A 26,718-nucleotide genomic window follows, 5' to 3' on the forward strand; every position below is an offset into this window, starting at 1 on the left:
TTATGGAGCTACTTCTTGACGCCGAGGAAACGCGGTTGTAAACATCACCCCACCGGGAGAGCGCTCTCTCGACGTTTCCGGCTCCATCACGGACCCCCACCCGTTCAGGAGATGCCATGTCAGGCGATCGTTCCTTGCTGGTGCGCCATCGGTTGAGCCGCGACAAGCGCCGACCGTATGTCCTCATCGCCCTGCTCACCGCGTTACTTGCGAGCCTGCTCTTCGTCGTGACGCAGCCGCCGGCCCACGCGGCGGGCGCGCTGCTCTCGCAGGGGAAGCCGGCCACCGCGTCCTCCGCCGAGAACGCCGGAACCCTCGCCGGCGCCGCCGTCGACGGCAACACCGGCACCCGCTGGTCCAGCGCCTTCAGCGACCCGCAGTGGATCCAGGTCGACCTCGGGGCCACCGCCTCGGTCAGCCAGATCGGGCTGACCTGGGAGGCGGCGTACGCGAGCGGCTTCCAGATCCAGGTCTCCGACACCGGAACCGGCAACTGGACCACCGTCTACTCCACCACCACCGGAACCGGCGGCACCCAGACCCTCGACGTCAACGGCACCGGCCGTTACGTCCGCATGAACGGCACCACGCGCGCCACCGCCTACGGCTACTCCCTGTGGGAGTTCCAGGTCTACGGCGTCCTCACCCCCGGCGGCTGCGGCTCCGCCAACGCGGCGCTGAACCGTCCGGCCACCGCGTCGTCCACGGAGAACGCCGCGAGTCCGGCGAGCGCCGCGTTCGACGGCAACACCGGCACCCGCTGGTCCAGCGCGTTCAGCGATCCGCAGTGGGTCCAGGTCGACCTCGGCGCGTCGCAGCAGATCTGCCAGGTCGTCCTGCAGTGGGAGGCGGCGTACGCGAAGGGCTTCCAGATCCAGGTCTCCGACAGCGGAACGGGCAACTGGACCACGGTCTACTCCGCCACCACCGGAACCGGTGGCACCCAGACCCTCGACGTCAACGGCACCGGCCGCTACGTCCGCATGAACGGCACCACGCGCGCCACCGCCTACGGCTACTCCCTGTGGGAGTTCCAGGTGCGCTCCGGTTCACCGGGCACCCCGCCCACCACTCCCCCGACGGACCCCGGTTCGTTCTGGGGCGACACCAGCACCATCCCGCCCGCGCAGAACGTCGTCATGCTCAAGATCCTCAACCGGACCAACGGCAAGTACCCGGACAGCCAGGTCTACTGGAGCTACAACGGGCAGGTCCACTCGATCGCCGATCAGCCGTACTTCGACATGCCCGTCAACTCCGCCGGGCGGATGTACTTCTACGTCGGCACGCCGAACGGCCAGTACTTCGACTTCATCGAGTTCACCGTCGGAGCGAACGTCTTCAACGGCAACACCACACGGGTCGACGCGTTCGGCCTGAAGCTCGCGATGCGGCTGCACACCCGCGACGGTTACGACGTGTCCGTGGGTGAGGACCAGGCCACCTTCGCCGAGGACCGGTCGGTCACCTTCCAGAAGTTCATCAACGAGGTGCCGGCGCAGTTCAAGGTGCTGGCGCAGTCCCAGGCCCCGTACCGGATCATCGCGCCGGGCAGCGACCCGACGTTCCGGGCCGGCGGGGTGAACGCCAACTACTACACCGCCTACGCGAACTCGGTCGGTGTCAACGCTCCCACGTCCGATGTCTTCGGCTGCGCGGGCACCCTGTCCGAGAGCCCGGGGATGTGCTCGGCGCTCAACCGGCATGTCGCCACGCTGCCGCAGTCGCAGTGGTCGGACCCCAGCCTGTACTACCAGGCGGGCCCGGCGAACTACTACGCGAAGTTCTGGCACGACCACGGCATCAGCAAGCTGGCGTACGGGTTCCCGTACGACGACTACGCCGGCCAGTCCTCGTTCGTCTCCCACGCGAATCCGCAGTACCTGCTGGTCGCGGTGGGCTGGTAAGCACGCTCCGTGTCCGGGTGCGGTGGTCACCGCACCCGGAGGACGAGGTGGGACCTACAGTCCTTCCTCGGCGGCCAGCGCCCGCACGGTGGACACCGTGTCCGCCTCGGCCGCGGTCTTGTCGTCGCGGTAGCGCAGCACGCGCGCGAAGCGCAGGGCGAGGCCCGCCGGGTAGCGGGGGCTGCGCTGGAGGCCGTCGAAGGCGACCTCGACGACCAACTCCGGCCGGACGTGGACGACATACCGGTCGCGGGTCTCCTCCCGCTCCAGCAGTTCGGTGGTCTGCCAGGTCAGCAGCTCGTCGGTGAGCCCCTTGAAGGTCTTGCCGAGCATCACCCAGGGGGCGGGGTCGGATTCCTCGCCGCGTGCCGCGAGATGCAGATTGCTCAGCCACCCCTGGCGCCTGCCATGACCCCATTCGGCGGCCGTCACCACCAGGTCCAGGGTGTGCCGCGGCTTCACCTTGATCCACCCGGCGCCGCGGCGGCCCGCCGCGTACGGCGCGGCCGGGTCCTTGGCCACCACGCCTTCGTGGCCGCGGGCGAGTGCCTCCTGGAAGAAGCGCGCGGCGTCGTCGGCGTCCGCGGTGACGGTGCGCGGCACGCGCAGTTCCGCCGGCACCACGTCGTCGAGTTCCGCCCAGCGGCGTTCCGCGGGCAGGTCGAGCAGATCGGCGCCGTCGCGGTGCAGCAGGTCGAAGAAGAAGACGCTCAGCGGCACCTCGGCCCGCAGCTGTTCCGGGTCCTGCCGCGAGGCGGTGCGGGCGGCGGTCACCTGGAACGGGCGGGGCCGGCCGTCCGGGCCGAGGGTGATGGCCTCGCCGTCGAGCACGGCCGTCCGCACGGGCAGTGAGCGTACGGCTTCCACCACTTCCGGTACGCGGGAGGTGATGTCGTCCAGGCTCCGGGTGAACACGGAGACGTCGTCCCCGTCCCGGTGCGCCTGGACCCGGATCCCGTCGAGTTTCCACTCCAGCGCGGCGGGGCTCACCCGCTCCAGGGCGGCGGCGACGTCCGGGGCCGCCGCGGCGAGCATCGGCCGTACCGGGCGCCCGACCTCCAGCCCGAACGCGCGCAGCGCCTCCTTCCCGCCCGACATGGCGGCCGCCGCGACGGCGCGGGCGGAGCCGCGGAACATCAGCGCCCGGCGGACGTCCGCCGCCGGCACACCGGCCGCCTTGGCGACGGCGTCCGCCACCACCGCGTCCAGTGCGCCCTGCCGCAGTTCGCCGACCAGCACCGCGCTCAGGAACGTCTGCTCCTGCGCGGTGGCCCTGGCGAACAGCTCCTCCAGCAGCCGGCGCCGTTCGCCCTGCGCGCCGGATCCGTGCACGGCGGCGAGCGCGGCCAGTACGTCCTGGGTCTCCCGCACGCCGAGCTCCGGTTCGCCGGCGGGTGGCGGCAGTTCGCGCAGGCCGGCGGGGCCGACCCCGATCCGCATCCGCCGGGACTCACCGGACAGCAGGGCCACGGCCGCGGGCAGCTCGTCGGGCCCCAGGCTCCGGAGGTATCCGGCCAGCAGGGCGATCTTCGCGTTGCGGGCCGGCTCGGCGCCGACGGCCTGGGAGGTGACGGCCAGTTCGTGAAGCAGCATGGGCGGGGAACTCCAGGGCTGGGGCGGTGAAGGCTGCGCGTGGCCCATGCGTACCCGCTTTCCCGTTCCGTCTCCCGGGGCGAAGCGGCCCGGCCCCCGCCCGGACCCGACCCGATCCCGTCCGCTACCGGTTCAGCGCACCCCGCGCGGCCGGAACTGCACACTGATCCGGGGTCCCACCGGCCGCGCCGTCTTGGGAATCGCGTGTTCCCAGGAGCGCTGGCAGCTGCCGCCCATGACGATGAGGTCACCGTGTCCGAGCGGCATGCGCACGGCGGCCGGACCGCCGGAGCGCGGCCGCAGCACCAGGTTCCGCGGCGCCCCCAGGGAGACGATCGCGACCATGGTGTCCTCGGTGCCGCCGCGGCCGATGGTGTCGCCGTGCCAGGCGACACCATCGCGTCCGTCGCGGTAGAAGCAGAGCCCGGCCGTGGTGAACGGCTCACCGAGCTCGGCGGCGTAGTGCCCGCTCAGCGCCGAGCGGGCCGTGTCGAGCGCCGGGTGCGGCAGGGCGTCGCGGTCGCCGAAGAACGACAGCAGCCGCGGCACGTCCACCGTGCGCTCGTACATGACGCGCTGCTCGGCACGCCACTCGACGTCCCGCGCCAGCGCCTCGAAGAGCGCGTCCGCCCCGACGAGCCACTGCGGCAGCACGTCGATCCAGGCGCCGAGCCCGATGTCGGTACGGCGCAGCCCGTCGAGCGGGCGCGGTGCGATCTCGTCCTCCTGGTCGAAGAGCGAGTTCTGCAGATGTACGGCCATGGGACCAGCCTATACGCATTCGTACATCTGTGCGATTAACGTGGCGGGCATGATGGCGGTGGCCTGGTACTGGAGATCCACGTACCGGCGCGGGACGAGGCCGGGCGTCTGATGGACCATGCGGCCGATGCTGACAGAGCGGTTTCCGGGCACCCCGCTGGGCACCGCCCGCGGGAGACCGGTCAGACGACGCCCTGGGAGAGCATCGCGGAGGCCACGCGCTCGAAGCCGGCGATGTTGGCGCCGGTGACGTAGTCGCCCGGGGCACCGAAGCGCTCGGCGGTGTCGTAGCAGGTGTCGTGGATGCCGCGCATGATGGTCGCGAGCTCCTCCGCCGTGCGCTCGAAGGACCACGACTCACGGCTGGAGTTCTGCCGCATCTCCAGTGCGCTGGTGGCGACACCGCCCGCGTTGGCCGCCTTGCCGGGCCCGAAGGAGACCCCGGCGGTTTGCAGCAGCTTGACCGCGTCCGGGGTGGTGGGCATGTTGGCGCCCTCGGAAACGGCCTTCACACCGTTGCGGACGAGAACGGCGGCGGCGTCCGCGTCGAGCTCGTTCTGGGTCGCCGACGGCAGGGCGACGTCGGCGGGCACGTCCCACACCCGGCCGCCTGCCACGTACCGGGCCGAGGCGCCGCGCCGCTCCGCGTAGTCACTGACCCGGCCGCGCTCGACCTCCTTGATCTGCTGCAGCAGTTCGAGGTCGATGCCCTTCTCGTCGACGACATAGCCGCCGGAGTCGGAGCAGGTCAGGACGTTGGCGCCGAGGGACTGGGCCTTCTCGATGGTGTAGATCGCGACATTGCCCGATCCGGAGACCGTGACCTGCTGGCCGTCGAAGTCCTCGCCGCGCTTCTTCAGCATCTCGGCGGTGAACAGGACGTTGCCGTAGCCGGTGGCCTGCGTACGCGCCTGGGAGCCGCCCCATTCCAGGCCCTTGCCGGTGAGGACGCCCGCTTCCCACCGGTTGGTGATGCGCTTGTACTGGCCGAAGAGGTAGCCGATCTCGCGGCCGCCGACGCCGATGTCGCCCGCCGGGACGTCCGTGTGCTCGCCGAGGTGGCGGTGGAGTTCGGTCATGAACGACTGACAGAAGCGCATCACTTCGGAGTCCGACCTGCCGTGCGGGTCGAAGTCGCTGCCGCCCTTGCCGCCACCGATGTTCAGTCCGGTGAGGGCGTTCTTGAAGATCTGCTCGAACCCGAGGAACTTCACGATGCCCAGGTTCACCGACGGGTGGAAGCGCAGACCGCCCTTGAACGGACCCAGCGCGCTGTTGAACTCCACCCGGAATCCCCGGTTGACGTGGATCTCGCCCGAGTCGTCCTGCCACGGGACCCGGAACATCAGCTGGCGCTCCGGTTCACAGATGCGCTCGACCAGCTTCGCCTCGGCGAACTCGGGACGCGCCGCGAGCAGCGGCGCGAGGGTCTCCAGCACCTCCTGTGTGGCCTGGTGGAACTCGGGCTCGCCCGGGTTCCGCTCTATCAGCTGGGCACGGAAGGAAGGCTTCATATCGAGTCCATTCAGGAGCGGCTGCCGGGCGGAAAACACTGTGCGGTGTTCTACGGGCGCGGCGGGCCCGGCGTTCAGGGCGGTCCCGCCGGCTCCGTAGCGGTCGATGTTCACACCGAGCCCCGGACGTCCACAAGTACCGCAGAACAGATCAGGGGTTACCTCCTGGTAAGTGTGGAGGGGGCATCAACGACGGCCGCTCGAGACCGCGTCGAGCGGCCCGGAAACCGCCGCAGCGGTGCCGCACCGGGTGCGTCCCCCATCCCGCAGCCGCCTCCCCCTACCGCCGGGTAGCACCGCGGCGAATACTGACTGCCATGACGACGGTGGCCCACTGGGGCGGAACCAGCCGCTACGCGGACCTCGGCGGGCGCGTCCACTGGGTCGACTTCGGGGGGCCGCCCGGCGCACCCCGGGTGGTCCTGGTGCACGGGCTCGGCGGGTCCCACCTCAACTGGTGTCTGCTCGCCCCGCTGCTGACCGCCCGGCTGCGGGTGACCGCCGTGGACCTGGCCGGATTCGGGCTGACGGAGCCGGCGGGCCGGGGCACGGCGGTACGGGACAACGTCGCGCTGCTCGACCGCTTCCTGCGGGAGGTCGTCGGGGAGCCGGCGCTGCTGGTGGGCAACTCGATGGGCGGGATGATCTCGATCCTGCAGGCGGCGGCCCGTCCGGGGACGGCCACCGGACTCGTGCTGGTGGACCCCGCCCTTCCACTGCCGTTCGGGGCCCGGCCCGATCCGCTGGTCCTGTCGGCGTTCCTGCTCTACGCCGTGCCGGGGGTGGGGGAACGGGTGCTCGCGCGGTCGCGGGCCGGGAGCACGGCCCGGCAGCAGGTACGGCGGCTGCTCAGTCTCGTGTGCGCCGACCCGTCGGCGGTTCCCGAGGAGCTGGTCAGCGCCTCGGTCGAGCTGGCGGAACGGCGGGCGGGGGTGCCGGGGCTCGACGCGGCCTTCCTGGCCGCAGCGCGCTCACTGGTGCTGGTGAACGCGCGGCGGACCACGTACTGGTCCGCCATGCGGTCGCTGCGGGTGCCGGTCTTCCTCATGAGCGGGGAGCGGGACCGGCTGGTGCCGGTGCGGTCGGCCCGCGCGGCGGCGGCGCGCAATCCCGGCTGGCGCTTCGAGACCTTCCCCGGCGTCGGCCATGTGCCGCAGCTGGAGATACCGGACGTCGTCGCCGCGCGGATGCTGGACTGGCTGGACGACGTCCGGCTCGCCGGCTAGCCCTGGAGCGGCTGCTCGCTCCAGATGACCTTGCCGTCGGCGGTGTAGCGGGTGCCCCAGCGCTCGGCGAACTGGGCGACGAGGAAGAGTCCCCGGCCGCCTTCGTCCATCGTGGCGGCGTAGCGCAGGTGCGGTGAGGTGTCGCTGGTGTCGGACACCTCGCAGATCAGGGTGCGGTCGAGCAGCAACCGGACCTTGATCGGCTCCGCCCCGTAGCGGATGGCGTTGGTGACGAGCTCGCTGAGGATCAGCTCGGTCACGAAGGCCGTCTCGTCCAGGCCCCAGCTCGCCAGCTTCCGGCTGACCGCGGCACGGACCTCGGACACGGCCGCGGGGTCGGACGGTACCTCCCACTCCGCCATCCGGTCGGCCGGCAGCACGTGGGTGCGGGCGACGAGCAGGGCGATGTCGTCCTTCGGGTGGGCGGGGAGGAGGGCCTCCAGGACCGCCTCACACGTCTCCTCCGGGGTCCGGTCGGTGTCCTTGAGGGCACTGCGCAGCCGTTCGAGGCCGTCGTCGATGTCCCGCTCACGGTCCTCGACGAGCCCGTCGGTGTAGAGCACCAGCCGGCTGCCCTCGGGCAGCCTGATCTCCGCCGTCGCGAACGGCAGACCGCCGACGCCGAGCGGCGGGCCGGCGGGCAGGTCGGGGAATTCCACCGTCCCGTCCGGGTGGACCAGCGCGGGCGGCGGATGGCCCGCCCTGGCCATGGTGCACAGCCGCGAGACCGGGTCGTAGATCGCGTACAGGCAGGTCGCGCCCGTGACGTCGTCGCCGGAGCCGGCGGCCGTCTGGTCCTGGTCGATCCGGCCGACCAGCTCGTCGAGATGCCCGAGGACCTCGTCCGGCGGCAGGTCCAGCGTGGAGAAGTTGTGGACCGCGGTGCGCAGCCGCCCCATGGTGGCGGCGGCGTGCAGGCCGTGGCCGACGACATCACCCACCACCAGCGCGACCCGGGCGCCCGGCAGGGGGATGACGTCGAACCAGTCCCCGCCGACGCCGGCCTGCGCGGGCAGATAGCGGTAGGCGGCCTCGACGGCGTTCTGCTCGGGCAGGCCGTGCGGCAGCAGGCTGTGCTGGAGGGTGACGGCCATGGCGTGCTCGCGTGTGTAGCGGCGGGCGTTGTCGATGCACACCGCCGCGCGGGTGACCAGTTCCTCGGCGAAGGAGAGATCGTCCTCGTCGAAGCGCTCCGGCCGCTCGGAGCGCCAGAACTTGGCGATGCCCAGCAGCACGCCACGGGCCAGCAGCGGGACCCTGACGACCGAGTGGACCCCGTACGCGAGCATCGCGTCGGCGCGCTCGGGATCCTGCACCTTCCAGTCGGTGGACGACGCGAGGTCGGGGTCGAACACGCCCTGTCCGGTGTCGAGACTCCAGGCCTGCGGAGTGGACGGGATGATGGTGATCGGCTCGCCCACCGGATACAGCGGGGCATCGTCCCTGATGGCGCTGACGGCCACCCGCTGCATCTGGGTGCCGGAGCTCCCCGAGGGCTCCTCACCGCGCAGCACGGGCACCGCGAGGTCGACGGAGACGAAGTCGGCGAACCGGGGGACGGCCACCCGGGCGAGTTCCTGGGCGGTCTGCACCACGTCCAGGGTGGTGCCGATGGCCACGCTGGCCTCGTAGAGCAGTCGCAGGCGTCTGCGGCCCGCCTCGGCCTTGTCCGACAGCGCGTGCAGCTCCGTGGAGTCCCGCAGGGTCGCGACCATGCCAGGGGGCCCGCCGTTACGGTCCGTGGGCCGGACGTTCACCACCAGCAACCGGTCACCGGCCGGCAGGACTTCGTCGCTCATGGCCTGTTCCGAGGCCAGCAGCTCGACTGCCCGGCTGCTGAGTCCCAGGCCGGCCACGGGGCGCCCCTCGGCGTCCGCCGGCAGTCCGAGGAGCCGGCGCGCCTCATCGTTGGCGAGCAGCAGCCTGCCGTCCCCGCCAACGATGACCACGCCCTCCCGGACCGCGTGCAGCACCGCGTCGTGGTGCTCGTACATCCGGGTCATCTCGGTCGGCCCCAGACCGTGGGTCTGGCGCAGTAGCCGTTTGCTGGTGAGTGCCGCCCCGACCGTGGCCAGCGAGAGCGCGACGGTCGCGGCGCCGAGGATGAGCGGCAGCTGTCGGTCGACGACCCCGCTGACCTTGGTGATCGTGATCCCGGCGGAGACCACGCCGACGACCTTGCCGTTGGTGTCGTAGACGGGGACCGTGGCCTGGACGAGCGGCCCGATGGTTCCGACGATCTTCTCGGTGATCACCTGGCCCTGCAGGGCCGACTCGTAGTTGCCGACGAACTTCTTGCCGATGCGGTCCGGCTTGGGGTGCGTGTAGCGGATGCCGTCGGTGTTGAGCACGACGATGAAGTCCACCCCGGACGCCATCCGGGCGGCCTCGGCCTTCGGCTGGAGGATCGCGGTCGGGTGCGGGGCCTTCAGCGCCGCCACGATTCCCGGCGAGTTCGCGAAGGTCTGCGCGACGGCGACCGAGCGGTTGCGGGCCTCCTGGGTGCTGTCGTGCTCCGATTCCAGGACGAGCGCCAACACCGCCGCCAGGACGAGCAGCAGCACCACGACCACCTGCAGCGCGAAGACCTGGCCGGCGACGCTGCGTATCCCCCTGATCCACCTGCGTCGGCCGGCCGGCAGGGCGCCCGAGGATCGGACCGTCAACCGGGCCATGGCCTATGTGTACCCCGGTTGACCCCGGTAAGCGAGTGGTCGGAGTGCACGAGCCCGGCGCTCAGCCGGGCGGAGGGGGAACATCGCGCGGGTCCGGCACTCGCGGCGACGCCTCGGAAGCCGTCTCGCCCACCTCTGCGGGCACGAGCGGAACAGCGCCGCCACCCTGGAGACGCTCCAGGTCGGAGGGGCGTACCTGGATGACCAGCAGGGCGATCAGTGCGCCGACGACAGCGAAGACGGCGGCGGCGACGAATGCGGTCGAGATGCCCGAAGTCAGCACCTGGTCGCCCCAGGGCGACGGGAGCTGTCCGGTCCTGCGGAACTCCAGTTGCTGGGCCGGGGTCGCCTGCGCCAGGAACCGGGGGACCTGGTCGGTGGCCTCGTTGCGACTGGCCGTGCCGAAGACGGTGACCAGCACGGACAGGCCGAGCGACCCGCCCACCTGCTGGGTGGCGTTGAGGATCCCGGAGGCCGCACCCGTCTCCTTCGCCTCGACGCCCGATACCGCCATCAGCGTCAGGGACACGAACTGCAGACCCATGCCGGTGCCGAAGACCAGGATGGGGCCGAGGATGCTGCCCAGGTACGAACTGTCGACATCGGTCATCGTCAGCCAGCCGAGTCCCACCGCGGCCAGCACCGCCCCCACCACCATGAAGGGCTTGGGTCCCCACTTGGGCAGCAGTTGCGAGGTGAACCCCGCGGCCACCGCGATGATCGCGCTCACCGGCAGGAAGGCGAGACCGGCCCGCAGCGGACTGAATCCCAGAATGTTCTGCACGAAGAGCGTCAGGAAGAAGAACATCCCGAAAATCGCGGCGGACAGACTCAGCATCATTCCGTACACACCGGCGCGATTGCGGTCACGGAACATCCACAGTGGGGTGATGGGCTGCCGCGACCGGCGCTCGATGGTGATGAACAGGTACAGGAACACCACGGCCGCCACGAAGGCCCCGATGGTGACGCTGTCGCTCCAGCCGTCCTTGGAGGCCCGGATGAATCCGTAGACGAGCAGCACCATGCCCAGCGTGGACGTGAGCGCGCCCATGATGTCGAAGTGGCCGGCATGGCGCTCGGACTCCCGGATGAACCGGGGGGTCGCGAGCACGATCAGCAGGCCGATGGGCACGTTCACGAAGAAGACCCAGCGCCAGTCGAGCCACTCCACGAGCAGTCCGCCGGCGAGCAGTCCGATCGCGCTGCCGCCCGCCGAGACGGCGGCGAACACACCGAACGCCCTGTTCCGCTCGGGTCCTTCGCGGAAGGTCGTGGTGATGAGCGCGAGGGCGGTGGGAGAGGCGACGGCGCCGCCGACGCCCTGCAGCGAGCGGGCCGCGAGCAACTGCCAGGATTCCTGGGAGAGTCCGCCGAGCAGCGAGGCGAGCACGAAGAGCAGCACGCCGAAGATGAAGACCCGGCGACGGCCGAGGATGTCGCCCAGCCGCCCGCCGAGCAGCAGCAGTCCGCCGAAGGTCAGCGTGTAGGCGTTGATGACCCAGGACAGGTTCTCGGTCGAGAAACCGAGCGAGGTCTGGATGTGCGGAAGGGCGATGTTCACGATGGTGATGTCGAGGACCACCATCAGCTGGCACGAACAGATGACGAGGAGTGCGATACCGCTGCCGTGGCCCCGCTCCGGGGATGCGGCAGACTCCGGGGATGCCGTCTGAGAGTCCGTCATGGGAGTGCCTGCGCGATTGCCTGCGCCTCAGGTCGGAAGTGAACGAATTCGGTCACTCCTTCGAGGCTAAGCCTGCCCGCACGGCCCCGCCAATCGATCACCGGGGCCGCGACGGAGCGCGTGTCAGGTCAGCGCGAGCAGTTCGTCGAAGCCCTCGCGGATGCCGTCCGCGAGCACCTGGATGTCGGGTACGCCGTCGAAGTCGGCGTTGATGCCGAAGGTGATCTGGCCCAGGTAGGAGAAGATCCCGACGCTGATCCGCATGGTGCTGGCGATCGGCACGTACGGGTAGATCTCGGCCAGCCGCCGGCCCAGCATGTACAGCGGCACCCGCGGGCCCGGCACGTTGGTGGTGACGGTCTGCAGGAACTGCTGCGGGAAGCGCATGGCGGTGCGCGAGCCCAGCGCGAGCAGGGTGGGCGCCGCGAAGTTCGCCATACCCGTGATCGCGTCGGCGCCCGCCGCCTGGCGGCTGCTCTTGAGGTCGTCCATCTGCTCGCGCACCGCGGCCAGCCGCGCCTGCGGATCCGGCTCGCTCACCGGCAGGTTCAGCAGGACGGCGCTCACCCGGTTGTCCAGCTTGTTGCGCTGGTCCCGCGAGCGCACGGAGACCGGCACCATCGTGCGGACCACCATGCCCTCGGACAGCTCACCGCGGCTCTCCAGCAGATCGCGGAAACCGCGGGTGATCGCGGCGAGGATGACGTCGTTGACCGTTCCGCCGGTCACCTTGCGGATCTGCTTGGTCTCCGTCAGATCCGCCTTCGCCCACACCCAGCGGCGGTGCGGACCGAGGGACCCGTTGAGGGAGCCGGCCGCGCGGGTGGTGAGCCGGCGGGCCGTGTTCGGCAGGCTGCCGGCCAGGGCGCGGGCGATGCCGAGCAGTTCGGAACCGCTGCGCAACCGCCGGGCGAGCGCGGGGACGGCGGACAGGTGTTCCAGCGGCGTCAGGACCGCGTCGCGCACTCCGTCGGCGACGAGGTCGAGCGTGGACGGGCTCGGCTCCGGCGTCCAGGGCCGGGGTTCCGACAGCTCGCTGTCCTTACGCCAGTCCAGCACCAGCTGCATCATGTCGGTGCCGGCTATTCCGTCGATCATGCAGTGGTGGACCTTGGAGATGAGCGCCCAACGGCCGCCCTCCAGCCCTTCCACGAGCCAGATCTCCCACAGCGGCTTCGTGAGGTCCAGACGCTGGGCGAAGAGCCGGCCGGCGAGGTTGCGCAGCTGGTCGTCGCCGCCCGGTGCGGGCACCGCGGTGTGGCGTACGTGGTAGAGGATCTGGAAGTGCTCGTCGTCGACCCAGACGGGACGGCCCAGATGCATCGGCAGGCTCTTGACCCGCTGCCGGTACCGGGGCACGTCGGGGAGCTTGGACACCAGAAGTCTGATGACATCGCCGTACGACGGCACCGGCCCCTCGAACACCAGGACCGATCCCACGTGCATCGGCACGTTCTCGTCCTCGATGAAGTAGAAACCCGCATCCAAGGCGCTCATCCGGTCCACGGACGCAACCGTAGAGGGGAGCACCGGCTCCGTCCAGGGCGCCTGGGATCGGATACCGGCCGCCGGCCGAACGTATCCGGCCTCCTGACCGGCGAAGGCGCGCCAATTCTTGACGGGCCCCTGCCAAGGATCCTGTCCGTACCGTCATGCTTCGTCCCGGCGCCCACCCGGCGCCCCAAGAGCGAGGCGCCACCGCGCCCGCGCCGGCGACAGGAAGGCAGTCAGATGCGACGGAGACTCACCGCCGGGGCCGTTCTCGCGGCCGCGGCGCTGCTGGCGTCGGTCATGGGTGCGGGCACCGGGACGGCCGCCGCCGACTCCCCCGCCCTCGGTACGGGCTACGGGGTGCATGACGGCCAGGTGCCGCTGACCACCACGAAGACGATCTCGTCCTATCTGCTCCAGGACCCGACGCGTGGCAACACCGTCACCGTCGACGGCCGTACCAACACCATCCTCACGGACGCGGACAACATCTGGGGCAACGGGCTGCCGACCAATCTCCAGTCCGCGGGCGTCGACGCCCAGTTCGCCGCCGTCTCCGTGTGGGACTACTTCAAGTACTCGTTCAACCGGCTCGGGGTCAGGAACGACGGCAAGGGCGTCCGCAGCGTCGTCCACTACGGCAGCCACTACACCAACGTCTTCTGGAGCGATGCCTGCGGCTGTGTCAACTACGGCGACGGATCGGACAACGCCCATCCGCTGACCACCATCGACATCGGCGCGCACGAGATCACCCACGGCATCACCTCCGCCACCGCCGGGCTCACCTACAGCGGCGAGGCGGGCGCGCTCAACGAGAGCACCTCCGACATCTTCGCCACCATGGTGGAGTTCTCCGCGAACATCCCGGCCGACGTGCCGGACTACCTCATCGGCGAGAAGGCGAACCTCAACGGGAACGGCACCCCGCTGCGCTACATGGACCGGCCGTCCAGGGACGGTGTCTCACCCGACTACTGGTCGACGTCGGTCCCGAACCTCGACCCGCACGTGGCCTCGGGGATCGGCAACCACTTCTTCTTCCTGCTCGCCGAGGGCAGCGGCCCGCGGGTCATCAACGGGATCTCCTACAACAGCCCGACCGTCAACGGCTCGGTGCTGACCGGGATCGGGCAGAACACCGCGGCGGCGATCTGGTACCGGGCGCTGACCGTGTACATGACGTCCACCACCAACTACCACGCCGCGCGGACCGCGACCCTCGCGGCGGCGCGCGACCTCTACGGGGCAGCCAGCAGCCAGTACGCCGCGGTCGGCGCCGCGTGGACCGCCGTCAACGTGGTCGGCCGCGCCGTGCCGTCGCCGGCTCACGACGGCACGGCACGGACCGGCCACGTCGGCGAGGTCAGGACCGGCTGACGGTCCACACGAAGCCGGCCGTGTCGGTCGCGCCGGTGGGGCCGGTCGCGGTGACCGAGACCGTGCTGGTGCCCGGGGCCGTCGCGGTACCGGAGATCAGCCCGGCCGGGCTGATCGACAGACCCTCGGGCAGCCCGGTCGCGGTGAACACCGGGCCGGTCCCGGCGGATCCGGTGGTGCGGGCCGCGATGGCCAGCCGCACCGGGGTGCCGGCACGGCTGCTCATACCGTGCGGGTTGGTCACGGTGACGCTGCCCGTGCTGGTAACGGTGCTGGTCACCGTCCTGGCCGAGAGCGGTGTGCCGACCGTCAGGGTCCCGGTCAACGGCAGCTCACGGGACGAGTCGCCGACCTGGATCCGGTAGTCGCCCGGGGTGGTCGTCCAGCCGGCCGTGGTGTCCGACCAGTGCGCCAGATCGTGCGCGGTGACGGTGAACTGCACCCGCCGGCTCGCCCCCGGCTGCAGTTCCACCCGCTGGAACCCCTTGAGCTGCCGGGCCGGTTCACCCGTCGCGGCGGGAGCGCCGACGTAGAGCTGGGCGATCTCCGCGCCGGCGCGGCTGCCGGTGTTGGTGACGGTCGCGGAGACGGTGGTGTTGCCGCTCGCGTCCGGCGTCCCGACCTGGAGTCCGGAGAAGGCGAACGTCGTGTACGACAGCCCGAACCCGAACGGGAAGAGCGGGGTGACGTCGCCGGCGTCGTACCACCGGTAGCCGACCTTCAGGCCCTCCGAGTACTGCACCTTGCCGTCGGTGCCCGGCCACTGGGCCGCGGTGTGCGCGGGCACGTCGGCCAGGCTCGCCGGGAAGGTGACGGGCAGCTTCCCCGACGGGTTGGCGTCGCCGAACAGCAGCCGGGCGACGGAGTTGCCGACCTCCTGCCCGGCGTACCACTCCTCCAGCACGCCCTGCACCTGGCCCAGCCACGGCATGGTGACCGCGGAGCCGGTGTTGAGCACCACCACAGTCCTCGGGTTGGCGGCCGCGACCTGCGCCACCAGCTCGTTCTGCTGGGCGGGCAGATCGATGCCCGTCAGGTCGGTGCCCTCCTTCTCCCCGTACCCGACGAAGACGACCGCCACCTCGGAGGCGCGGGCCAGGGCGACCGCGGCGGCGATGTCCGTGCCGTCGTTGTACTGGACGGTGGTGCCGGTGCCCGCGACCCGGTTCTGGATCCCGGCCAGCGGCGAGACGGTGCCGGAGCTGGTGACGACGGCACTGCCGCCGCCCACGCTGCGCACGCCCGCGCCGGCGTCGGGGCCGAGCAGCGCGATCGAGTGCGTCGACGCCGTCGACAGCGGCAGCACACCGGTGTTCTTCAGCAGGACGCTGCCCTGTTCGGCGATCCGACGGGCGGTCGCCTGATGGGCGGCGGAGGTCACCAGGGCCGTGGTCGACCCGGTGTGCTTCCGGTCGAAGAGGCCGAAGGCGAACATCTGCGTGAGTACCCGGCTCACCATGGTGTCCAGCGTGGCCTGGCTCACCTGGCCGTTGGCGACCGCCTGGGCGAGGTAGTTGGAGTAGTAGTACCCGCCGGGCATCTCCATCGTCATCCCGCTGTTCGCGGACTCCACGGTGGAGTGGGTCGCGCCCCAGTCGCTGGTGACGAACCCGCCGAAGTCCGCCTGCTGGTAGAGGGCGGTGTTCAGCAGGTACGGGTGCTGGCAGTCGTAGGCGCCGTTGACGGTGCTGTAGCCGCACATCACCGACGCCGCCGCGCCCTTGCTGACCGCGGTCTGGAACCCGGGCAGATAGATCTCCTGCAGGGTGCGGGTGTCGATGACCGCGTTGTCCTTCGGCCCGTTGCGGTTGGTCTCCTGGTTGTAGACCGCCACATGCTTGGCCTGAGCCATGACGCCCTGGCTCTGGATGCCCTGGATGTTGGCGACGGCCATCTCGCCGGACAGGTACGGGTCCTCGCTGTAGCTCTCGAAGGCCCGGCCCCAGCGCGGGTCCCGCACGATGTTGAGCGTCGGGCCGAGTGCCACATCGGCGCCCTTGCCCGCGAACTCGTTCCCGGCGACGGCGCCGTACTGGTGCTGCAGTGCCGTGTCCCAGCTGGCCGCGGCCGACACGGGCGCGGGCAGCTGGGTCACACCGGAGAAAGCGTCGCCCACCCCGCCGGGGCCGTCGTGGAAGCCCACCGAGGGGATGCACAGGGACGGGATCGCGGCGAGGTTCCCGACGTACGGCGAGGTGTTGCCGGTGCCGTGCACCATCTGGATCTTCTGGGCCTGCGTCATCTGCGCCATGACCTGCGTGACACGCTCGGCCACGGGCGCGCTGGACCCCGACCAGGGGCAGCTGCCGTCGCCGCCGCCGGGCGGGCTGCTGGTGCCGCCGGGGGTGAGGACGCTGAACTCCCAGAGCGAATAGCCCCACGAGGTGGCTCGCTGGATGCCGGCCAGCCGCACATAGCGGCCGGTTCCGTTCAGCGCCACCGTCTCGATGCCGCCCTGGCCCGCGGTGGTGGAGTAGACGGTGGTCCAGTCGGTGCCGTCGTCGGAGACCTGGATCCGGTACGCCCTCGCGTACGCGTTCTCCCAGGCCAGTTGCACTCCGCAGACCGGCCGGCTGGATCCGAGGTCGACCTGCAGCCACTGCGGATCGGCGGCGGCGCTGGACCAGCGGGTGCCCGCGTTGCCGTCGAACGCCGCTTCCGCCGGGGTGTCGGACTTCTCGGTCGACGAGGCGGTGGCTGGCCGGTTCAGCGCAGCCGTCGTGATGCCGCAGGGGACGACGGGGTCGGAGCCCGGCGCCGCCTGCGCCGCCGATCCCGCCACCGCGGGCGTCAGACTCGCCGACAGGGCCGCCACGAGCAGGACGGCGAGGTGCCTCGGGCGTCCGCGACGGGTTCGGGGACGGTTTCCGCGGCGAGGAGCGCCGCGCCGTAGGGAGAAGTGGGGAGTGCCTGGCACGGGCGTCTCCTAGTCGGTGATCACCGCAGCTGTGAGAGGGCGAACCGATGACGGACCTTCACTTCTCGGCCTGCAGAGCCTCGATGATGATAGGAGTTGACCGATTTAGCCCATATTGCGACGCCGAGCCTATACAGCTTGTATGACATATCCCGGCATCCAGGGCTGTTCCGGGTGTGTCGGCATGCCGGAACGCCGGATGTCGTGATGCGGGAGTGCGGGATGTCGTGGTGCCGGACTGCCGTGGTGCCGGATGCCGAGTGCGGTCAGTCGCCGGCCCGCGGCAGTGCCGGGAGCCGGGGCTCGCGCAGCCACGCCGTGAACAGGGCGTCCAGCGGGCGCGGGGTGTACTGCTGCGCGAGGGCGGTGAACTGCTCGGTGGTGACGGTGCGGTGGCGGTGCTGCGACGTCCAGGTGCGCAGCAGCGCGAAGAAGGCCGTGTCGCCCATCGTCGTCCGCAGCGCGTGCAGCGTGAGCGCGCCGCGCTTGTAGAGCCGGTCGTCGAACATTCGCCGTACGCCCGGGTCGGCGAGCCGCAGATCCTGCGGCAGTCCGGCGAGCCGGGTGTGCGCACGGGTGGCCAGGACGGTGGCGGGGGCGCCGCCCGCGGCCTCCGACCACAGCCACTCGGCGTAGCAGGCGAAGCCCTCGTTCAGCCATATGTGGCGCCAGTCGGCGAGGGTGAGGCTGTTGCCGAACCACTGGTGGGCCAGTTCATGGGCTACCAGGCGCTCGAAGCCGCGCCGTCCGTCGATGTGGTTGGCACCGAAGACCGACAGGGCCTGCGCCTCGACCGGAACCTCCAGCTCCTCGTCGACCACGACCACCGCGTAGTCGTCGAAGGGGTACGGGCCGAAGAGCTCCTGGAACAGCTCCATCATCTCCGGCTGGCGGCCGAAGTCATGGGCGAACGGGGCGAGCAGGGCGGCCGGGACGGCCGCGGGCTGCGCGATCGGGCCGCCGAGGTGCTCCACCAGCTCGTAGGGGCCGATCTGGACGCTGGCCAGATAGCTGGCCATCGGCGCCCGCTGCTCGTAGACCCAGGTCGTGGTGGAACCGCCGATGGTGCACGACTCCAGGGTGCCGTTGGCGAGCACCGTGCACACCGACGGCGCCGTCACCGCGATGCGGTAGACGGCCTTGTCCGACGGATGGTCGTTGCAGGGGAACCAGGAGGGCGCGCCGATCGGCTGGGCGGCCACCAGCGCGCCGTACTCCAGCGGCTCCCAGCCCAGGTCACCCCAGTAGCGGCTGCGGATCGGCCGCGGGGTGCCGACGTAGCGCACCTCGACGGCGAAGGGCGTTCCCGCGGGCAGTTCACGGGCGGGGCGCACCCGCAGCTTCCCGGCGCGGTGGGTGTAGCGGGCGGGCCGTTTGCCGTCCACCAGGACCCGGTCGATCCGGAACGCTCCGAGGTCGAGGCTGAACTCGGAGAGCGCGTGCTCGGTGACCGCGGAGATCCGGGCCCGGCCGGACAGCCGGTCGGCGCTCGGCCGGAAGTCCAGTTCCAGGTCGTAGCGCACCGTACGGTAGCCGCCGTTGCCGTGCTCGGGCAGGTACGAATCGGTGGAGACGGCCGCCCCGGGCCTGGCCGGGGCGGCCGCACGGCCGCCCCCCGGTGCCTTGTTCACTAACTGCGGGTCCCCTCTGCGTGCCGGTCGGTGTGCCAGGCGGCGATCGGGTTGCCGAGCCAGCGGGTGCCCTCGGGCACCGATTCGCCGCGCATGACGAGCGAGGCGGGACCGATGGTGGTGCGCGGCCCGACGGTCGCGCCGGGGAGCACGATGCCATGCGGACCCAGGGTTGATCCATCCCCCAGCGTCACCGTGTCCATGCGCATGATCCGGTCGTGGAACAGATGGGTCTGCACCACGCAGCCCCGGTTGACGGTGGCCCCGGCGCCGACCCGCACGAGGTCGGCCTCCGGCAGCCAGTACGTCTCGCACCAGGCGCCGCGGCCGATCCGCGCGCCCAGCGTCCGCAGCCACAGGTTCATCAGCGGGGTGCCGGGGACCGATCCCACCAGCCACGGCACGGCGAGCACCTCGACGAAGGTGTCCGCGAGCTCGTTGCGCCACACGAACGAGCTCCACAGCGGATGCTCGACCGTCCGGAACCTGCCGACCAGCAGCCACTTGGCCGCGGCGGCGACCACGCACGCCAGCAGACCCGCGGCCGCCATCAACAGGCCGCCGCACAGGGCGGCGACGGCGAGTCCCGCCGTGCTCACCAGGGCCTCGAACGCGCCCACGAACAGGACCGCGAGGGCGACGGTGCACATGACCGGGACGACCCGGCACACCTCGACGGCGGCGCGCGCCACCATCAGGGCGCGGGGCGGGTCGTAGGTGCGGCTCTGGTCGCCGGCCTCGGCGGCCCGGGGCAGTTTCATCGGCGGCATGCCCAGCCAGGAGCTGCCCGCCTTGGCGCCCTTCGGCGTCGAGGACAGGACACCGACCAGGCCGTTCTTCGGTACCGAGCGGCCGGGCGCGGTCATCCCGGAGTTGCCCAGGAACGCCCGCTTGCCGACCCGGGCGGCGGCGATACGCATCCACCCGCCGCCCAGTTCGTAGGTGGCGACCATCGTGTCGTCGGCGAGGAAGGCGCCGTCGCCGACCGTGGTCATCGCGGGCAGCGCCAGGACGGTCGACGCCTCGACGCGCCGCCCGACCTTCATGCCGAGGGCGCGCAGCCATACCGGGGTGAAGAGGCTCGCGTACAGCGGGAAGAGCACGACGCGGGCGGTGTTCATCAGCCGCTCGGTGGCCCAGGCCCGCCAGGCGACGCCGCTGTGCACGGCGTGATACCCCTCGCGCAGTCCGGTGCCCAGCGCCCTGACCAGGACCAGGACGAGCAGCGCGTAAGTGGCCAGCGACACCACCGTGGCGAGCGGTACGGCGATCAGCGCGGCGGCGAGCGCGGCGCCGGGCGCGGACTCGCCGCGGACGAAGAACAGCAGCGTCAGCAGTCCGGGCAGCGCCGCCAGCGCGGGCAGCAGGCCCAGCGCGGTGGAGGTGAGGCCGTAGACCAGGGACCACCCACGGGTGCGCGGCGGGCGGCTGCCGGGCCAGCGGTGGGCGGCCTTGCCGGAGCGGGCCGCCGGAACGCCCGACCAGCGCTGGCCGGCCGGCACCGCCCCGGTCACACCGGAGCCCGGCGCGATCTCGGCGCGCTTGCCGACGCGGGCGCCGGGGAAAAGGGTGCTGCGCGCGCCGACCGTGGCCGCCGCGCCGATCCGGATCTTGCCGATGTGCAGCAGGTCCCCGTCGAGCCAGTGGCCCGACAGGTCCACCTCGGGTTCGACGGCGCAGCCCTTGCCGAGCCGCAGCATCCCGGTGACGGGCGGCAGCGAGTGCAGATCGGCGTCCGCGCCGATCCGCGCGCCGAGCGCACGGGCGTAGTGGGTGATCCAGGTGCCGGTCAGCCGGTTCGCGCCGACGCGCTCGGCGAGGCGTTCCGCGGTCCACAGCCGCAGGTGGACGCTGCCACCGCGCGGATAGGTACCAGGGCGGACGCCGCGCAGCAGCAGCCGCGCGCCGCCGGCCGCGACGGCGACCCGGCCGGCCGAGCTGACGCACAGCACCCAGCCCAGTGCCACCCACCACCAGGACACGGCGGGCGCCCACGGGAAGTCCCCGTACCGGGCGAGCACGTTGTTCAGCGCGGCGACGCCCACGGCCCAGCGCAGCCCCGAGATCGTCAGCAGCGGAAGCATCAGCGCCACCTGTACGGCACCGGCGCGGCGCGGGGTGGGCTGTACGGTCCGCACGGCGCTCTCACGGGCGTCCGACGCCTCCAGGACGCGGGCCAGCGCGCCCAGCGACGGGTTCTGGTAGATGTCGCTGACGGAGACGTTGGGGAAGCGCGCCCGGATGAGGGCGACCAGGCGGGCGGCGCCGAGGCTGCTGCCGCCGATCGCGAAGAACTCGGCGTCGGCGGTGCCGACGGAGGTGCCGAGGATCTCGGCCCACTGTTCCGCGAGCCACCCCTCGGTGCCTTCCAGCGGGCCCTCCTGCCCGGAGGTGTCCACGGTGGGCAGCGGCCAGGGCAGCGCGGCCCGGTCGACCTTGCCGGAGGTCCGGGTGGGCAGGGTGTCGACCACCGCGATGAGCGGCACGAGCGAGGCGGGCAGCGCCTCGCGCAGCCGGCGCAGCGCGTCGACGGGGTCGAACACCCCGCTGACGGCGCCCACTTCAGCCTCACCGGCCTGGGCCTCGTCGGTCTGGGCCTGGTCTGTCTGGGTTTCGTCGGCTCGGGTTTCGTCGGTTTCGGACGGCTCGCCGGCCTGCGCCGCGCCGTCGGGGGCCTTGTCGTCGCCGACCGGGGTGTCACCGGCCGTGTCCTGCGCCGCGCTCACCACATAACCGACGAGGATCTGGTTGCCGCCCCGGGTGGTGCGGACGGCGGCCGCGGCACCGGCGACGTTCGGCAGCGCCTGCAGCGCCGCGTCGACCTCGCCGAGTTCGATCCGGCGGCCGCCCAGTTTGATCTGCTCGTCCGCCCTGCCGACGAACAGCAGCCCTTCGGCGTCGGCACGGACCAGGTCACCGCTGCGGTAGGCGCGCTCCCAGCCCAGCGAGGGCAGCGGCGCGTACTTCTCGGCGTCCTTGTCCGCGTCGAGGTAACGGGCCAGCCCGACCCCGCCGATGACGAGTTCGCCGACCTCGCCCATGGGCACGAGCTCGCCCCGCGCGTCCACGACCGCCAGGTCCCAGCCATCGAGCGGCAGCCCGATCCTGACCGGGCCCTCGCCGGTGAGCTGAGCGGCGCAGGCGACCACGGTGGCCTCGGTGGGCCCGTAGGTGTTCCACACCTCGCGGCCCTCGACGGCCATCCGCTCGGCGAGTTCGGGCGGGCACGCCTCGCCGCCGAAGATCAGCAGCCGGACGTCGTCGAGCGCTTCCGACGGCCACAGCGCCGCCAGGGTGGGCACCGTCGACACGACGGTGATGCGCTGTTCGACCAGCCACGGGCCCAGGTCGAGCCCGGTGCGGACCAGTGACCGCGGCGCGGCGACGAGGCAGGCGCCGTACCGCCAGGCCAGCCACATCTCCTCGCAGGAGGCGTCGAAGGCGACCGACAGCCCGGCCAGCACCCGGTCACCGGGGCCGATGGGCTCCTCGGTGAGGAAGAGCCCGGCCTCGGCGTCGACGAACGCCGCGGCGCTGCGGTGGGTGACGGCAACGCCCTTGGGCTTGCCGGTCGACCCTGAGGTGAAGATGATCCAGGCGTCGTCGTCGGGTCCGGGCCGCCGGCCCACGACGCCGTGCGGGGTACCGCAGGGACGGAACTCGCGGTGCGCGCCGATGACGGCGCTCACTCCCGCTTCGGAGAAGACCAACTCGGCGCGTTCGTCGGGGTCTTCGGCGTCCACCGGCACATAGGCGGCGCCTGCCGCCAGCACCGCGAGGATCGAGACGTACAGGTCGTTGGTGCCGGACGGCACCCGGATGCCGACCCGGTCGCCGGCGCCGATGCCGGCCGCCGCGAGCCGCAGCCGCATCGCCTCGGTCTCGGCCGCCAGGGCGCGGTAGTTCAGCGCCGTGGAACCGTCGTCGACGGCTGGGCCATTCGGGTGTCTTCGGGTGGTCTCCGCGAGGATGTCGAGCAGGGTCCGCTCGGGCGCGGGACCCTTCCCGGAGAAGACCGCGCGCGGTGGTGCCAGCAGCTCGGCCGGGTCGATCAGGGTGTCGAGCGTCAGCTCGGGTGCCTCTGCCAGCGTCATACAGCGCTCCCGTTCCCGGCCGGGGTGAAGGACGGCGGCGCACAGCGCGCGTCGATCCGATCAGTGCCGGCCAGGAACGGACGCATGTCTTACCCTCCGAGGTACGTGGACTGCTTGCCGGGTGCCGCGGGCGCGCTCCGGGGACGGACCTTCCCGGCCCTCCGGGTGAGCGCCGTATCCGGGTTTTCCACCGGGGCCGCGCTGCGCTCGGGCTCCGCGGCAACCGCGCCGTGGCAAGGGGGCCGAAGGGCACGTTACCGGTGCAAGGTGAACACGGCCTGTCGGGTTTGACCCGAGTGGCCGGTATCACAACAGCCGTGACCCGCCTCGGTGCAGTCGTTCAGCTCCGGCTCAGAAGCCGAAAACCGCCCCGGTACCCCCTGCCTTGATGCAGGAGTTCGCGTAGGTGTGGGAGTACGAGACGCGTTGCCCCTGCCACACTCCGTCCGCGGTGACCACCACCGGATCCCAGATCTTGGGGCAGATCCGGTTGGGGTCGGAGGCTAACAGCGCGTCGAAGTTCCCGCCCGCCAGGGTCAGTTCCGTGCATGCGGCCTGTGCGTCCGGGTGGTCGCCTCCGGCGGTGGGGCGACAGCGCAGCAGCACGGCCCGCTGGACAGCGGCGGTCGCGGCGTCCTCGCCCTTGCCGATGGTCAGCACCATCGACGAGGGCGCGTACAGACTGTGCGGCTGGGCGGATTCGGCTCGGGCGGTCCCACTGGTGCCCGCCACGCAGCTGAGAGCCAGGGCGGCCCCCACTCCGATCGCACCTAGGGTGTATCGCATTCCGAACACTCCTTCTCCGTTGGTTGCAGATAACGGACAGGAGTATTACGGAGGTGTTTCGTGGCCGCACTTCGAACGACCACTTCCGGTCGCGTTGTGTGATCGGACGATGGCTCATTGTTCGATACGGGCAGCTCAGTGGCCGCCCCGAACGCACTCGGCGAACCGTCCAGCATGCGGACACCCGCGCGTGGCGCGGCCACTGAGATGTCCGTGAGCTGGGAGAACGTCGGGCCCTGAGTGTTCCCGGCCCACCGCTCTCGACCTGAAACCACCGCTTTTCGCGTTCGAAAGGGGGGTCGGCGGTACGCCAGGCGTCGCAGACAGGGACGGGTCAGGTGGCCGAGCCGGCGGCGGCACCGGTCTTCAGGTCCGGACCCCAGCGGTCGAGCGACTCCTGGAGATCCAGCGCCCGCAGCTTCGGCTCGTCCCCGGCCGGCCAGTCCTCGCGCGGCACCCGCCACATGATCTCGAACTCGTTGCCGTCGGGGTCCTTGGCGTACAGGGACTTCGACACTCCGTGGTTGGTCGCGCCGACCAGCGAACCGCGCTCCGTCAGCTTGGCGGCGGTGTCGGCGAGTTCGCCGAGCGTGCCGACCTCCCAGGCCAGGTGGTAGAGGCCGACCCGGCCCTGCTCGGGGCCGGGGGCGTCCGCACCGATCGCGAAGAGGCCGAGGTCGTGGTCGTTGAGGGTGTCCTGGGCGCTGAGGAAGGCGGCCCGTCCGGGGATCTCCACATCGATCTTGAAGCCGAAGACATCGGTGTAGAACTCGACGGCGCGCGCGACATCGCGGATGTAGAGCACGGCGTGGTTGAGGCGGCGTACAGGCATGGTGGCGCTCCTGGTCGGACATCGGTCGGCCCCGTGGTCGGCGGGCCTGTTCCGACGGTACGCCGACTCAGTTGAAACTTCAAGCAATCTGCACTTGAAGGTTCAAGTACTCAGTGATGAGCTTACCGGGTGCGCCGTCCGCGACGCCTCAGTGCACGGCGTCGGAGAGCCGGACGAACCGGTGGCCGGCCGCGAGCAGCGCGGGCAGGGCACGGGCCATGCCCTCGGCCGTACCGCCCGCGGGGTGGTTCATATGGCCGATGACAACCGATCCGGCGGTGGCCGTGAGGGCGGCGCGGCGCACCTGGGCAGGGGTGAACGTGGCCCCCGCGTCGGCGTTGACGCTGAATCCGGCGAACCGCTCCCCCAGTTCGGCGACGATGCGCGCCGCGATGTCGTCGCAGTACGCGGTGCCGGAGCGGAAGAAGCGCGGCGGATGTCCGAGCAGGGCGGTGAGCTTGTCCTGGTTCCCCGCGACCTCGTCGAAGACCTCCCCGGCGTCGCGTGTCCCGGCGATGCCGTACGCGGAGCGGCCCGATACCGACAGCGGCCGGTGACGCGTCCCGTGGTTGGCGATCTCGAACAGCGGATCGCTCGCGAGCTGCTCGAAGTGCGCGCGGTTGGCGTCGATCCAGCGCGCGTTGAGGAAGAGCGTCGCGGGCACCTTGCGGGCTCGCAGCAGGTCGATCAGCTCCCGGTCGTAGCCGCCGCCACCCGGTCCCCCGCAGGCGTCGAAGGTCAGCGCTATCGCCCGTCCCGCGGCGGGCGGCAGCTTGGTGACCACCCCGGGAGCGGTGAAACCCCAGCCGGTGGGGGTCATCCGGCCGTAGCGGGCGACGGTCGCGGCCCGGGTCACCCGGGGAGCCGGCTTGGGCGACGGGGTTGCGGGGGACGGTGGCGCGACGGACGGCGTGGGGACCGTGCCGGGGCCGGATCCGGGCGGGGACGACGGGTCCTGCGACCGCTCGGCGGGGCCGGGAGCCGACGTGCATCCCGTCAGGAATCCGCCCGCCACGGCTGTGAGTACCCATCGGCGACCCAGCGACATCCGTTCCCCCGTACATGATCCACAACGCACTCGCCCGGCCGCTACCAGCCAATTCCGATGACCATACGATATGACCGGTCGAGTGACGGCAGAAGATCGCGGAGCCGGAGTGTCGGCACGGCCTCCGGACACCCGGCGCCCGGTTTACGGAACTTTCGTCCCCGGCAGCGCGTCCAGTAGACCGGAGGAGACGATCTCCGCGGCAGGACACAGTGGTACGGGAACGGAGCTCTTGGTGTACATCGGCCTTCTGACAGCCGTCGCGGCATCGGCCTGCTACGGCACGGGGTCGGTCCTACAGGCCGTGGGATCACGTAAGTCGGCCCGACGCGAAGCGGCCGCCGCCTCCACCACCGGCACCACCGAGCACGGCGGCCCGAGCCTCTCCTCCACCGCCAAAGCCGCCGTGACCTGGGAATTCATGCTCGGCACGGTGCTGGACTTCATCGGCTTCGGGCTCGGGGCGCTGGCCGCCCGGCTGCTGCCGCTGTTCCTCTCCCAGACGGTGATCAGCGCCAACCTGGTGATCACCGCGGTGCTGAGCATCAGGATGCTCGGCATCCGGCTGAGCAGGCCCGAGTGGATCTCCATCGGCGTCGTCTGCTCCGCCCTGGTGCTGCTGGCCACGGCGGCGGGTCCCGAGGGCAGCGGTCACACCGCACGCGCCACCCACTGGTGGCTGCTCGTCGCCGCCGTGACGATCATCGGGGCCGGCAGCCTGCTGGTGCGACGCCTCGGCGCACGCGGCGCGATCCTGGCCGGTCTGCTGTCCGGGCTGGGCTTCGGCGCCCTGGGCGTCGGCGTGCGAGTGCTGGACGGCGTGGACCCGTTCGACCTCCCGACGCTGCTGGCGGACCCCGCCCTGTACGCGATCCTGGTCGCCGGCATCGGCGGCATGTACCTGCACACGGTGGCCCTGCAGATCGGTTCGATCAACGGCGCCACGGCCGCCCTGGTGGTCGGCGAGACCGTGGTCCCGGGCATCCTCGGGGTCCTCTGGCTCGGTGACACCTCCCGCGACGGCTTCGGCTGGGTGGCGATCGCCGGCTTCGTCCTGGCCGTGACGGGCGCGGTGGCCGTCGCCTGGTACGGGCAGCCGGAGAGCGCCGACGCCGCGGAACCGGCGGCCGAGCTCGCCCCCGCCGGAAGCTGACACGGCCGCGGAGGGGGGTGCG

General features: G+C 71.4%; 16 protein-coding genes. 4 read left to right on the forward strand and 12 right to left on the reverse strand.

What is annotated here, in order from left to right; translation table 11 throughout:
• The first annotated feature begins 116 nt into the window (after positions 1-116).
• Positions 117-1,907 (forward strand): galactose-binding domain-containing protein, encoded by a 1,791-nt coding sequence (locus tag C6N31_RS46980; RefSeq protein WP_138356888.1) that lies wholly within the window; start codon positions 117-119, stop codon positions 1,905-1,907.
• 54 nt (positions 1,908-1,961) lie between these two features.
• On the opposite strand, the gene C6N31_RS25570 is transcribed toward C6N31_RS46980, so the two are convergent.
• From C6N31_RS25570 to gdhA, 3 genes are all read right to left on the reverse strand, one after another.
• On the reverse strand, positions 1,962-3,500 hold the full coding sequence (locus tag C6N31_RS25570; protein WP_138356887.1) for an ATP-dependent DNA ligase: 1,539 nt from the start codon (positions 3,498-3,500) through the stop codon (positions 1,962-1,964).
• A 132-nt stretch (positions 3,501-3,632) separates the two neighbouring features.
• Complete coding sequence (locus C6N31_RS25575; RefSeq protein ID WP_138356886.1) at positions 3,633-4,262, reverse strand: alpha-ketoglutarate-dependent dioxygenase AlkB; 630 nt, start codon at positions 4,260-4,262, stop codon at positions 3,633-3,635.
• Between the two features lie 182 nt (positions 4,263-4,444).
• A complete protein-coding gene (gene gdhA, locus C6N31_RS25580; protein WP_138356885.1) occupies positions 4,445-5,776 on the reverse strand; it encodes an NADP-specific glutamate dehydrogenase in 1,332 nt (443 codons plus the stop codon).
• 317 nt (positions 5,777-6,093) lie between these two features.
• On the opposite strand from gdhA, the gene C6N31_RS25585 reads away from it, so the two are divergent.
• Positions 6,094-7,002: an alpha/beta fold hydrolase gene (locus C6N31_RS25585; RefSeq protein ID WP_138356884.1), complete on the forward strand. Its 909-nt coding sequence runs from the start codon at positions 6,094-6,096 to the stop codon at positions 7,000-7,002.
• Here the strand turns inward: C6N31_RS25585 and C6N31_RS25590 are convergent.
• The 3 genes from C6N31_RS25590 to C6N31_RS25600 all read right to left on the reverse strand — a co-directional run bounded on the left by C6N31_RS25590 (position 6,999) and on the right by C6N31_RS25600 (position 12,861).
• Entirely contained in the window at positions 6,999-9,677 is a 2,679-nt protein-coding gene (locus C6N31_RS25590) for a SpoIIE family protein phosphatase (RefSeq protein ID WP_138356883.1), read from the reverse strand. The genes C6N31_RS25585 and C6N31_RS25590 overlap by 4 nt on opposite strands.
• 61 nt (positions 9,678-9,738) lie before the next feature.
• The gene (locus tag C6N31_RS25595; protein WP_138356882.1) at positions 9,739-11,364 is read right to left on the reverse strand and encodes an MFS transporter; all 1,626 of its coding nucleotides are present in this window, start codon (positions 11,362-11,364) and stop codon (positions 9,739-9,741) included.
• 123 nt (positions 11,365-11,487) lie between these two features.
• Positions 11,488-12,861, reverse strand: a complete 1,374-nt coding sequence (locus C6N31_RS25600) for a WS/DGAT/MGAT family O-acyltransferase (protein WP_198358292.1) — start codon at positions 12,859-12,861, stop codon at positions 11,488-11,490.
• A gap of 234 nt (positions 12,862-13,095) precedes the next feature.
• On the opposite strand from C6N31_RS25600, the gene C6N31_RS25605 reads away from it, so the two are divergent.
• Entirely contained in the window at positions 13,096-14,235 is a 1,140-nt protein-coding gene (locus C6N31_RS25605) for a M4 family metallopeptidase (RefSeq protein WP_138356880.1), read from the forward strand.
• On the opposite strand, the gene C6N31_RS25610 is transcribed toward C6N31_RS25605, so the two are convergent.
• The 6 genes from C6N31_RS25610 to C6N31_RS25635 form a co-directional block, all read right to left on the reverse strand.
• Positions 14,222-17,050 carry a glycoside hydrolase family 3 C-terminal domain-containing protein gene (locus C6N31_RS25610; RefSeq protein WP_198358293.1) on the reverse strand — a complete coding sequence of 943 codons (2,829 nt, stop codon included), beginning with the start codon at positions 17,048-17,050 and terminating at the stop codon, positions 14,222-14,224. The two genes, C6N31_RS25605 and C6N31_RS25610, sit on opposite strands and share 14 nt — an antisense overlap.
• A 368-nt stretch (positions 17,051-17,418) precedes the next feature.
• Positions 17,419-18,783 carry a M1 family metallopeptidase gene (locus C6N31_RS25615; RefSeq protein ID WP_138356878.1) on the reverse strand — a complete coding sequence of 455 codons (1,365 nt, stop codon included), beginning with the start codon at positions 18,781-18,783 and terminating at the stop codon, positions 17,419-17,421.
• Positions 18,783-22,877, reverse strand: a complete 4,095-nt coding sequence (locus C6N31_RS25620) for a Pls/PosA family non-ribosomal peptide synthetase (protein WP_232485639.1) — start codon at positions 22,875-22,877, stop codon at positions 18,783-18,785. Before C6N31_RS25620 ends, C6N31_RS25615 begins: the two co-directional genes overlap by 1 nt.
• A gap of 351 nt (positions 22,878-23,228) precedes the next feature.
• Positions 23,229-23,663, reverse strand: a complete 435-nt coding sequence (locus C6N31_RS25625; RefSeq protein ID WP_138356877.1) for a subtilase-type protease inhibitor — start codon at positions 23,661-23,663, stop codon at positions 23,229-23,231.
• Positions 23,664-23,997: 334 nt separating this feature from the next.
• Positions 23,998-24,495 carry a VOC family protein gene (locus tag C6N31_RS25630; RefSeq protein ID WP_138356876.1) on the reverse strand — a complete coding sequence of 166 codons (498 nt, stop codon included), beginning with the start codon at positions 24,493-24,495 and terminating at the stop codon, positions 23,998-24,000.
• Between the two features lie 148 nt (positions 24,496-24,643).
• Entirely contained in the window at positions 24,644-25,510 is an 867-nt protein-coding gene (locus tag C6N31_RS25635) for a polysaccharide deacetylase family protein (protein WP_244809016.1), read from the reverse strand.
• Positions 25,511-25,778: 268 nt separating this feature from the next.
• On the opposite strand from C6N31_RS25635, the gene C6N31_RS25640 reads away from it, so the two are divergent.
• The gene (locus C6N31_RS25640) at positions 25,779-26,696 is read left to right on the forward strand and encodes a DMT family protein (protein ID WP_138356874.1); all 918 of its coding nucleotides are present in this window, start codon (positions 25,779-25,781) and stop codon (positions 26,694-26,696) included.
• Positions 26,697-26,718: the final 22 nt, after the last annotated feature.

Source organism: Streptomyces fildesensis, assembly GCF_016107395.1.
In the GTDB taxonomy this organism is placed as follows: domain Bacteria; phylum Actinomycetota; class Actinomycetes; order Streptomycetales; family Streptomycetaceae; genus Actinacidiphila; species Actinacidiphila fildesensis.

What these genes read in the sequence shown, in the direction of transcription:
- C6N31_RS46980 (WP_138356888.1), top strand. Translation starts at nt 117, where the DNA reads ATGTCAGGCGATCGTTCCTTGCTGGTGCGCCATCGGTTGAGCCGCGAC.
- C6N31_RS25570 (WP_138356887.1), bottom strand. Translation starts at nt 3,500, where the DNA reads ATGCTGCTTCACGAACTGGCCGTCACCTCCCAGGCCGTCGGCGCCGAG.
- C6N31_RS25575 (WP_138356886.1), bottom strand. Translation starts at nt 4,262, where the DNA reads ATGGCCGTACATCTGCAGAACTCGCTCTTCGACCAGGAGGACGAGATC.
- gdhA (WP_138356885.1), bottom strand. Translation starts at nt 5,776, where the DNA reads ATGAAGCCTTCCTTCCGTGCCCAGCTGATAGAGCGGAACCCGGGCGAG.
- C6N31_RS25585 (WP_138356884.1), top strand. Translation starts at nt 6,094, where the DNA reads ATGACGACGGTGGCCCACTGGGGCGGAACCAGCCGCTACGCGGACCTC.
- C6N31_RS25590 (WP_138356883.1), bottom strand. Translation starts at nt 9,677, where the DNA reads ATGGCCCGGTTGACGGTCCGATCCTCGGGCGCCCTGCCGGCCGGCCGA.
- C6N31_RS25595 (WP_138356882.1), bottom strand. Translation starts at nt 11,364, where the DNA reads ATGACGGACTCTCAGACGGCATCCCCGGAGTCTGCCGCATCCCCGGAG.
- C6N31_RS25600 (WP_198358292.1), bottom strand. Translation starts at nt 12,861, where the DNA reads ATGAGCGCCTTGGATGCGGGTTTCTACTTCATCGAGGACGAGAACGTG.
- C6N31_RS25605 (WP_138356880.1), top strand. Translation starts at nt 13,096, where the DNA reads ATGCGACGGAGACTCACCGCCGGGGCCGTTCTCGCGGCCGCGGCGCTG.
- C6N31_RS25620 (WP_232485639.1), bottom strand. Translation starts at nt 22,877, where the DNA reads ATGACGCTGGCAGAGGCACCCGAGCTGACGCTCGACACCCTGATCGAC.
- C6N31_RS25625 (WP_138356877.1), bottom strand. Translation starts at nt 23,663, where the DNA reads ATGCGATACACCCTAGGTGCGATCGGAGTGGGGGCCGCCCTGGCTCTC.
- C6N31_RS25630 (WP_138356876.1), bottom strand. Translation starts at nt 24,495, where the DNA reads ATGCCTGTACGCCGCCTCAACCACGCCGTGCTCTACATCCGCGATGTC.